This window comes from Bradyrhizobium sp. CSA207, assembly GCF_029051685.1.
GTDB lineage: Bacteria > Pseudomonadota > Alphaproteobacteria > Rhizobiales > Xanthobacteraceae > Bradyrhizobium.
In genome coordinates, this window is the sequence record NZ_JAACFT010000001.1 from 381,770 (window position 1) to 390,677 (window position 8,908).

Annotated in this window: 9 protein-coding genes; 3 read left to right on the forward strand and 6 right to left on the reverse strand. The window is 63.8% G+C overall.

Going from position 1 to position 8,908, the window contains the following annotated elements:
• Nucleotides 1-24 precede the first annotated feature (24 nt).
• The 5 genes from folK to GWG65_RS01700 form a co-directional block, all read right to left on the reverse strand.
• A complete protein-coding gene (gene folK / locus GWG65_RS01680) occupies nucleotides 25-516 on the reverse strand; it encodes a 2-amino-4-hydroxy-6-hydroxymethyldihydropteridine diphosphokinase (protein ID WP_275193546.1) in 492 nt (163 codons plus the stop codon).
• A gap of 1 nt (nucleotide 517) precedes the next feature.
• The gene (folB, locus tag GWG65_RS01685; RefSeq protein WP_247383265.1) at nucleotides 518-886 is read right to left on the reverse strand and encodes a dihydroneopterin aldolase; all 369 of its coding nucleotides are present in this window, start codon (nucleotides 884-886) and stop codon (nucleotides 518-520) included.
• Entirely contained in the window at nucleotides 883-1,743 is an 861-nt protein-coding gene (gene folP, locus GWG65_RS01690) for a dihydropteroate synthase (protein WP_275193547.1), read from the reverse strand. Before folP ends, folB begins: the two co-directional genes overlap by 4 nt.
• Before the next feature lie 213 nt (nucleotides 1,744-1,956).
• Complete coding sequence (locus GWG65_RS01695; protein ID WP_247383269.1) at nucleotides 1,957-2,364, reverse strand: DUF4332 domain-containing protein; 408 nt, start codon at nucleotides 2,362-2,364, stop codon at nucleotides 1,957-1,959.
• Between the two features lie 24 nt (nucleotides 2,365-2,388).
• A complete protein-coding gene (locus tag GWG65_RS01700) occupies nucleotides 2,389-2,754 on the reverse strand; it encodes a DUF2267 domain-containing protein (RefSeq protein WP_275193548.1) in 366 nt (121 codons plus the stop codon).
• A 351-nt stretch (nucleotides 2,755-3,105) separates the two neighbouring features.
• On the opposite strand from GWG65_RS01700, the gene GWG65_RS01705 reads away from it, so the two are divergent.
• The 3 genes from GWG65_RS01705 to GWG65_RS01715 all read left to right on the forward strand — a co-directional run bounded on the left by GWG65_RS01705 (nucleotide 3,106) and on the right by GWG65_RS01715 (nucleotide 7,642).
• Nucleotides 3,106-4,728: a helicase HerA-like domain-containing protein gene (locus tag GWG65_RS01705; RefSeq protein ID WP_275193549.1), complete on the forward strand. Its 1,623-nt coding sequence runs from the start codon at nucleotides 3,106-3,108 to the stop codon at nucleotides 4,726-4,728.
• Nucleotides 4,729-4,877: 149 nt separating this feature from the next.
• On the forward strand, nucleotides 4,878-6,206 hold the full coding sequence (locus tag GWG65_RS01710; RefSeq protein ID WP_275193550.1) for a glycosyltransferase family 87 protein: 1,329 nt from the start codon (nucleotides 4,878-4,880) through the stop codon (nucleotides 6,204-6,206).
• A 41-nt stretch (nucleotides 6,207-6,247) separates the two neighbouring features.
• Nucleotides 6,248-7,642 carry a M20/M25/M40 family metallo-hydrolase gene (locus GWG65_RS01715; protein ID WP_275193551.1) on the forward strand — a complete coding sequence of 465 codons (1,395 nt, stop codon included), beginning with the start codon at nucleotides 6,248-6,250 and terminating at the stop codon, nucleotides 7,640-7,642.
• A gap of 216 nt (nucleotides 7,643-7,858) precedes the next feature.
• Here GWG65_RS01715 and GWG65_RS01720 read toward each other — a convergent pair whose 3' ends face one another.
• Nucleotides 7,859-8,638 (reverse strand): class II aldolase/adducin family protein, encoded by a 780-nt coding sequence (locus GWG65_RS01720; protein WP_275193552.1) that lies wholly within the window; start codon nucleotides 8,636-8,638, stop codon nucleotides 7,859-7,861.
• Between the last annotated feature and the right edge of the window lie 270 nt (nucleotides 8,639-8,908).

Genomic DNA, 8,908 nt, shown 5'->3' on the forward strand with positions numbered 1-8,908 from the left:
GTCCCTGCAAACGGTTGTTTTTGGTTAACCGGTATCCGGAAGCCGCTCGATGCCTTGCGTCGAGACGCTGGCAAGCCCGTCATGAACACGGATGCCGCCGATCACGCGGTCGGGCGCGATCTCGGCCAGCGGCACCAGCACGAAGGCGCGCTCGAACAGGCGCGGATGCGGCAAGGTCAGGTCCGGCTTGTGCAGGCTGACATCGTCATAGGCGATCATATCGAGATCGAGCGTGCGCGGTCCCCAGCGCCGCTCCTTGTCCCGTGTGCGGCCGAATTTCTGCTCGACCTTCTGCATCACGAACAGCAGCGCGTGCGGATCGAGGCTGGTCTCGATCTCGATGCAGGCATTGATGAAGGCAGCCTGGTCCTCGTCGCCCCAAGGCGGCGTTGTATAGTCGGAGGAGCGCGCGATCAGCGTCGCCTGCGCCATGCCGCAGATGTGCGCGATCGCCTTTGCGAACGTCGCGCGGACATCGCCGACATTGCCGCCGAGCGCAATGAGGACGCTCGCCATGTCAGGGGTGCCGCGCGCGCGTCAGCATGATGCCGACGTCGTCGAAGATCGCTGCGATCGGCGCATGCGGCTTGTGCACGGTGATCTTCACGGCGCGGATGCGCGGGAAATGCGACAGGATGGCGTCGGCGACAGCGCCGGCCGCGCGCTCCAAAAGCTTGTAATTGGTGTTCTTGAAGGCCGCCGTCGTGGTTGCCACGACTTCGGCGTAAGACACCGTATCGGCGAGCCGGTCGGTGCGCGAAGGCTCCGACAGGTCGGTATAGAGTTCGAGATCGATGACAAAACGCTGGCCGACTTCGGTTTCGTGATCCATCACGCCGTGGCGAGCATGGATCGACAGGCCGGTCACGAAGATCGTATCGGTCATTGCTTGCTCTCGATTGCGTGCGCCACCCGCAGGGCTTGCAGGGTCTCGGCGACGTCATGGGTCCGGATGATTTTTGCGCCGCGCTGCGCGGCGATGAGATGCGCGGCGATCGAGCCGGCGAGCCTGTCTTTCGGTTCCGACGGCGACACCGAGGCGATGAAGCGCTTGCGCGAGGCGCCGACCAGGATCGACAGGCCGAACATGTCGAATTCGCGCAGCCGCGCCAGCGCGGTCATGCTCTGCTCGGCGGTCTTGCCGAAGCCGATGCCGGGATCGAGCACGATCTTGTCGCGTGCGACGCCGGCCTTTGCGGCGATCTCGAGCGAGCGCTGAAAGAACGCCTTCATGTCCGCGATGATATCGATGGCGGCATCGACGCTGTCGCGGTTGTGCATGACGATGACGGGCACGCCTTTCGCGGCCACCAGCGGCGCTATGCCGGCGTCGCGTTGCAGGCCCCAGACGTCGTTGGCGATCGCGACGCCCTGATCGAGCGCGAAGGCAACGACCTCCGCCTTCATGCTGTCGATTGAAACCGGCACGCCGAGCGCCACCAATTCGGCAAGCAGCGGCTTCAGCCGCGCGAGTTCGTCCGCCGCCGTGACCGGCCGGGCGCCCTTGTAAGGCCGGGTGGACTCGGCGCCGATATCGATGATGTCGACGCCGGCCTCGATCATCGCCCGCGCCCGCGCCAGCGCCTGCTCAGGCGCGATGAACTCGCCGCCGTCGGAGAAAGAATCTGGGGTCACGTTGAGCACGCCCATCACCGCCGGAATCGGCCGTTCCAGCAGCGTCCGCAGCACGTCGGTCCCGGCCGAGCCGGCCGCCGGGACGGATGGGGTGGGCGAGGCATTCATGCCGCTGGCTTTGCGCGGTCGGGAAGGGGGAGTCAAGACCAACACCCTCGCTGTCATTGCCCGCCTTGTGCGCAATTGCGCACTGGGGCGGGCAATCCAGTATTCCGAGGCAGTGCGGTGATGCGGAGGAGCCGCGGCGTACTGGATACCCCGCCTTAGCGGGGTATGACACCGAGAGCTAACGCTGCAGGTCGTATGCCGAGAGAAGCAGCCCTAATACGTGATCTTCGGCGGCAGCTTCTTGGCCTTGGCGATGATGTCGCCGACCGACTTCTCGGAAGGAAGGATGCGGACGAGCTTCTTCTTCTCGTTGGCTTCTCGCATGCTCGCGGCGAGCCTTGACGGGTTTCGATAGGAGAGCTCGCGCACGGTGGTGACGCCGGCGGCGCGGACCAGGCCGACCTTGGCCTTGCCCATGCCGGGGATGCGCATGTAGTCGGAGACGTTGGCCCATTCCAACAGCAGCTGCTCGCTGATGCCAGTCTTGGCGGAGAGCGTCTTGCGACCCTTCACGGTGCTCGCCGCCTCGAGCAGCGCATCGGTGGTGCGAATACCCTGAGCCTTCAGTTTGCCGGCGGCAAAGGCGGACAGGCCGTCAATCTCGGAGATCGGATATGTCATGATACTCGGTATGAAATGCGCGCTTCAGGCGAACTGGCCGAGGCCCGGCGTCCCCGCGATCATCTTGCCCATCCGATCCGCTCCGATTTTGTCTCGGCCGAAACGAAAAAGTTCACGGGCGACGTTCTGAATCTCGGACATGCCGAGCCCCAGGCCCATCAGGCGCGTGCCGACGGCCATCAGGCCGCCGCCCATCAGCCATGACAGTCCGCCGCCGCTCTTGGACGCTTCGATCGCCGCTTCTGCACCTGGAATCTGGTCGATCAGGGCCTGCACGCTATCGGACGGACCCTCGCTGCGGAGGAAGCCCAGAATAATGCCGACCGTCTTTTCAGCGACAGCACTATCTATGCTGGCGTTCGTCGCCAGCCGCCCGATCAACTCGTCCATAAGCCCCGCCCCTCAGCCGGTCTTCATCCGGAGTATTACTTTCGAAAAATGATCTTGAGCCGGAGCGATGTGAAATACAAGCGAGGAACGCACGCGATGCCGCGATTCATCTTCGAACGCGCGGCAAGTGTTGCAGCGATGCAAGAGCGGAGACGAAATCGGCAACAAATTGCCGCGGTATGAACCCGTCGTTCCACCTTTCGGCGGATGTCATCCACTCGTTCTCCGACAATGTCGCATCTCCAGGACGCGTTGAACGGTTTCAATCGACAGGTGACATGCGTTAAACTACGGAACTGGAGCACGCGAGTTTCGATACGCGAAACATCGCAGAGAGATCAGAGAAAATAGATGACGGCACAGGACAGCAAGCTCGGCGATACCGACGACAAGATCTTCGTCGGCAAGGGAGACGAGCAGGCCTGGCTGACGCTGGCGCTCGCCAATCGCCACGGCCTCGTTACCGGTGCAACCGGAACCGGCAAGACAGTATCGCTGCAGGTGATGGCGGAAGGATTTGCGCGCGCCGGTGTTCCGGTGTTCGCCGCCGATATCAAAGGCGATCTCTCCGGCATCGCCGAGGTCGGCGAAGCCAAGGACTTCATCGTCAAGCGCGCCACCGGGATGGGGCTGACGTTCCAGCCCGACCAGTTCTCGACGGTGTTCTGGGACGTGTTCGGCGAGCAGGGCCACCCGGTGCGGGCGACCGTCACCGAGATGGGGCCGCTGCTGCTCGCGCGCATGCTCGATCTGAACGACGTGCAGGAAGGCGTGCTCAACGTTGCCTTCCGCGTCGCCGACGACAATGGTCTCGCATTGATCGACATGAAGGATCTGCGGGCGCTGCTGGACGCCATCGTGCCCGACAGCGGCAAGAAAGGACCGGACGCGGCGGACGATCCGCTTGCCGCCATTCGGAAAGCGGCGCAGGGTTTTGGCAACGTCACCAAGGCCACCGTCGGCACCATCCAGCGCCAGCTCCTGGTGCTGGAGAACCAGGGCGGCACTAAATTCTTCGGCGAGCCGGCGCTGACGCTGAAGGATTTCATGAAGACCGACCGCGACGGCCGCGGCATGGTCAACATCCTCGTCGCCGACAAGCTGATGCAGAGCCCGCGGCTTTACGCGACATTCCTGTTGTGGATGCTGTCGGAGCTGTTCGAGGAGCTGCCCGAGGCCGGCGACCCGCCCAAGCCGAAGCTGGTGTTCTTCTTCGACGAGGCGCATCTGTTGTTCAACGACGCGCCGAAGGCGCTGATGGACAAGATCGAGCAGGTGGTGCGCCTGATCCGCTCCAAGGGCGTCGGCGTCTACTTCGTGACGCAAAACCCGATCGACGTGCCCGACCGCGTGCTCGGGCAATTGGGCAACCGGGTACAGCACGCGCTGCGCGCCTTCACCCCGCGCGACCAGAAGGCGGTCGCCGCCGCAGCCCAGACCTTCCGGCCCAATCCGAAGCTCGACACCACCAAGGTGATCATGGAGCTCGGGAAGGGCGAGGCGCTGGTGTCCTTCCTCGAAGGCAACGGCACGCCAGCGATGGTCGAGCGGGTGATGATCCGGCCGCCATCGGCCCGGATCGGGCCGATCACGCCGGAAGAACGCAAGGCGATCATGGATGCAAGCCCGATGAAGGGCAAATACGACACCGCCGTCGATGCCGAGTCCGCCTACGAGATCCTGCAGAAGCGCATCGCCGGCACCGCGGTCACCGCAGACGGTCCGGCAGGCGCAAGCGGCGGCGGCATCCTCGGCCAGATCGGCTCGATCGTCGGCACCATCTTCGGCACCAACGTCAAGCGCGGCCGCTTGTCGGCCGGCCAGGTCATTGCGCGCGACGTGACGCGATCGGTCACCAATCAGGTGATCGGGGGGATGGCAGCCAACCTTGGCAAATCCGTCGGCGGTCAGCTCGGCGGCTCGATCGGCCGTACGCTGGTCCGCGGTGCGCTCGGCGGATTGCTGCGGAGGTAGGCAGCAAGCCCTGTTTGAGGCAATTGGTCCGAAATCCTCGGGCGGCCTGGAGAGAGCTTGCGTGGTCGATCGGTACAAATTCGGGTGAAGGGGGCTCTCCAAGCGTCCATCGGTCTGCTAGGTCCTAGGTCCCCTGATTGGACCACACAGTGACCCCAACCACCTCCTTTGCCAAACCCGGCGCGCTCAGACCCCTGTCGCTGCGCGCGCCGCTCGATCTTCTCTTCCTGTTCTGCTGCATCCTTCTGACCGCGGACGTGCTCGTTCCCGAGATCTTCGGCCACGGCAAGACCAAGGATTATGGACTGTGGTACTGGGCCGGGCAGCAGGTCTTGCAGGGCAAGCCGCTCTATCCCGGCGACATCCGTGCGTACTTCGAGTTCATCTACCCGCCTCTGCCGGCGATCCTGCTGGCGATCCCGAGCTGGTTCGGCAAGCTCCCGCTCTACATCGTCCTGTCGATCCTGAATGCGGTGGCATGGTGGTACACGGGGATGTTCTCCAATGCCATGACCGGATCGGGCCACACGCCCGGCCGCTGGCTGGAGGCGCTGCCGGCTCTGGTCACTGTGACCTTCGTGTTCGACATGTTCGACCTCGGTCAGCCGAACCTCGTGTTGCTGGCGATAATGCTCTACGGCTTCTGGAGCTTGCAGCGTCAACGCCCCTGGCTTGCAGCCTTCATGTTCGCGCTCGCCACCGCCATCAAGGTGTTTCCGGTCGCGGTTCTGCCCTATCTGGTTTGGCGTCGAAATTGGGCTGCCGTCATAGGCACGATCGCCTTCACCGGCATCCTGCTCTATGTGGTGCCGGCGCCGATCCGCGGTTTCGAGCGCAATGCGGCCGAACTCAAGACCTGGTATCAGGGCATGATCGGAACGAGCTCGGAAAAGGGCTTCGGCCAGCGCGACGAGCAGAACTGGTCGTGGGTCAACCAGTCCCTCATTGCGGTCACGCACCGTCTGGTGCGGCCGATCAACTACAATCAGGAAGATCCCAACAAGCCGCCGCGCACGATGAATGTCATCGACGTCGATTACGGGACGGCGAACTGGATCGTGCTCGCGGTGTCGGCGTTGCTCGGGCTCGGCTTCGTCGCGATCATGCCACAGCAAGCGCGGCGGACGGCGCGCTCGGATGCCGAGGAGCTTGGCATCCTGTTCTGCCTGATGACGGTGGCCACGCCCTTGGCGCGGCAATATTACTTCATCTGGCTGTACCTGCCGATCACGGTGCTGATGCATCGCGCCGCCTTTGACGAGCGGGCGGATGTGCGCCTGGGGACCTGGCTCGCCCTCGGCGCCGCCGGCATTCTCATGCTGCTGTCGCTGCCGTGGTTTCCCAATGTGCTCCAGGCTTGGGGCAACAACCTCGTCGCGACGGCCATTCTCGCCGTGGCACTCGCCTGGCATATCCGGCATCCGCCGGTTGCGGCTAGCTCCGACGCGGCGGCAGGGCTAAAACTACAACCATCTTGAGACCCCCGATTTCTTGTGCCTCAAACGACGGGAATACGACCATGGCCAATGCCCAGCTCCAATCCGTGCTCGACCATATCGACAAGGACTTTGACAACAGCCTGGAGCGTCTGTTCTCGCTGTTGCGGATCAAGTCGATCTCCGCGGATCCCGCGTTCGTCGCTGATTGCAGGGCGGCCGCCGAGCATCTGGCCAAGGACATTGCAAGCTTCGGCGTCGCGACCGAGGTGAGGCCGACGGCCGGCCATCCCGCCGTCATCGGCAAGACCGCCGCGGGCGGGCGGCCGCATGTGCTGTTCTACGGCCATTATGACGTGCAGCCCGTCGATCCGCTCGAGCTCTGGCATCGTCCGCCGTTCGAACCTGTTGTCACCGGCCACGCCGACGGCCGCAAGATCATCGTCGCGCGCGGCGCCGAGGACGACAAGGGACAGGTGATGACCTTCGTCGAGGCCTGCCGCGCCTGGAAGAAAGTGACGGGCTCGCTGCCGATCGACATCACCTTCCTGATCGAAGGCGAGGAGGAAGTCGGCTCGAAGAATTTCGTGCCGTTCATCGAAGCCAACAAGGACGAGTTCAAGGCCGACTACGTGCTGGTCTGCGACACCGGCATGTGGGACCGCGACACGCCGGCGATCACGACCTCGCTGCGCGGCCTGCTCTACGAAGAGTTGAAGATCACGGCCGCCAATCGCGACCTTCATTCCGGCGTGTTCGGCGGCACGGCGATGAATCCGATCCGGGTGCTGACCAAAATTCTCGGCGGGCTGTTCGACGACGACAACCGCATCACCATTCCCGGCTTCTATGACGGCGTGAAGGATGCGCCGCCGGACATCCTGGCGCAGTGGAAGAAGCTCGACTTCACGCCGGAGACGTTCCTCAAGCCGGTAGGGCTGTCGATCCCGGCTGGCGAGAAGGGTCGCCTGCTGGTCGAGCAGGCCTCCACGCGTCCGACCTGCGACGTCAACGGCATCTGGGGCGGCTATATCGGCGAAGGTTCGAAGACGGTGATCCCGTCGCATGCATCGGCAAAGGTGTCGTTCCGCCTGGTCGAAGGGCAGGATCCCCAGAAGATCCGCAAGGCTTTCCGCGATTACGTGTCGGCGCGCATCCCCGGAGACTGCAAGGTCGAGTTCGGCGACCATTCCGCGGGGCCTGCGATCGCCCTCGACTGGAATATGAAGCCACTCGCCGCCGCCAAGACGGCGCTGACCGAGGAATGGGGCAAGGAGACCGTGCTGATGGGGTCGGGTGCCTCGATCCCGATCGTCGCCGACTTCAAGCGCACCCTCGGGCTGGACTCGCTGCTGGTCGGCTTTGGGCTGGACGACGACAACATCCATTCGCCGAACGAGAAATACGACCTCCGCAGCTTCCAGAAGGGCATCCGCTCCTGGGCCCGCATCCTCGCCGCGCTGGCGGAGGTAAAGTAGGCGTGTGGTGCGTAGCGAGTAGGGTGGGTTAGCGAAGCGTAACCCACCATCTTCGTCCCGCAGTCGCGGAAGCATGGTGGGTTACGCCTTCGGCTAACCCACCCTACACCACCTGCGACCGCCCCAAAACAAAAACGCCGCCCGGAATTGGGCGGCGTTTCATTCCAGAACGTGTAGAGGGTGTTGATGCCTACTCTACACCAAACCCCGAAAATCTCAAGACCGGTAGCCCGGAAGCTCGCGGTCCAGCTTGCGCAGCAGCGGTGGCCACACCAGGTTGGTCGCGCGCAGCTCGGCGCGGTCGCGGTTGGCGAGCAGCTCGGTGTTCTTGTCGACCGCGATATCGTCGACCGGATAGACCGGCGTGCCCAGCGCGCGCGTGCGCACCTGCATCGAGCAGGCGCGCTCGAGGTGATACATGCGCTCGAAGGCGGAGGCGATCGAGCGGCCGACCGTCAGCGTGCCATGATTGCGCAGAAGCATGTGGTTGTGGTCGCCGAGGTCCTTCTGGAGCCGCGGCCGCTCGTCGTGGTCGAGCGCGATGCCCTCATAGTCGTGATAGGCGAGATCGTGGGTGACGAGCTGCGCAGTCTGGTTCAGAGGCAACAGGCCTTCGGCGCTGCTCGACACCGCTGTGCCATCGAGGGTGTGGAGATGCAGCACGCAGATCGCGTCCTCGCGCACCTCGTGGATCGCCGAATGGATGGTGAAGCCGGCGGGGTTGATGCTGTACTCGCTCTCGGAGAGTTGGTTGCCGTGCAGGTCGACCTTGACCAGGCTCGACGCCGTGATCTCGTCGAACATCAGCCCATAGGGGTTGATGAGGAAGTGATGCTCGGGACCTGGTACGCGCGCGGAGATGTGAGTGTCGACCAGGTCGTCCCAGCCGTACAGCGCGACGAGACGATAGCAGGCGGCCAGATTGACCCGTTGCTGCCACTCGGCCTCCGTCATGTTCGACGGCACTTCTTTCAGGCGCGCTTCCGCTGGTGACATGGCAAATCTCTCCGAACATCGTTGTTGCGGGGAGGGAGCCTAGTCTTGCCGCAGGCTGCCAGCAAGGCGCACAAAGCGCGGCAGTCCGGCGTGGCCCGCATGGAGCGGAGCGTAATGCGGGATCGGTCCCCGGATTGCGCTTCGAGACTGGGCAGGAATTTGTTTTGCGTACCCCACTAAGCGGGCGAACCGAATTCCAGGCAGAAACCAGCTTTTGGTCGGAACATCAGGGTCTGGAGCCCGGCTATTATCGCTGAAGCGATGTTGAGC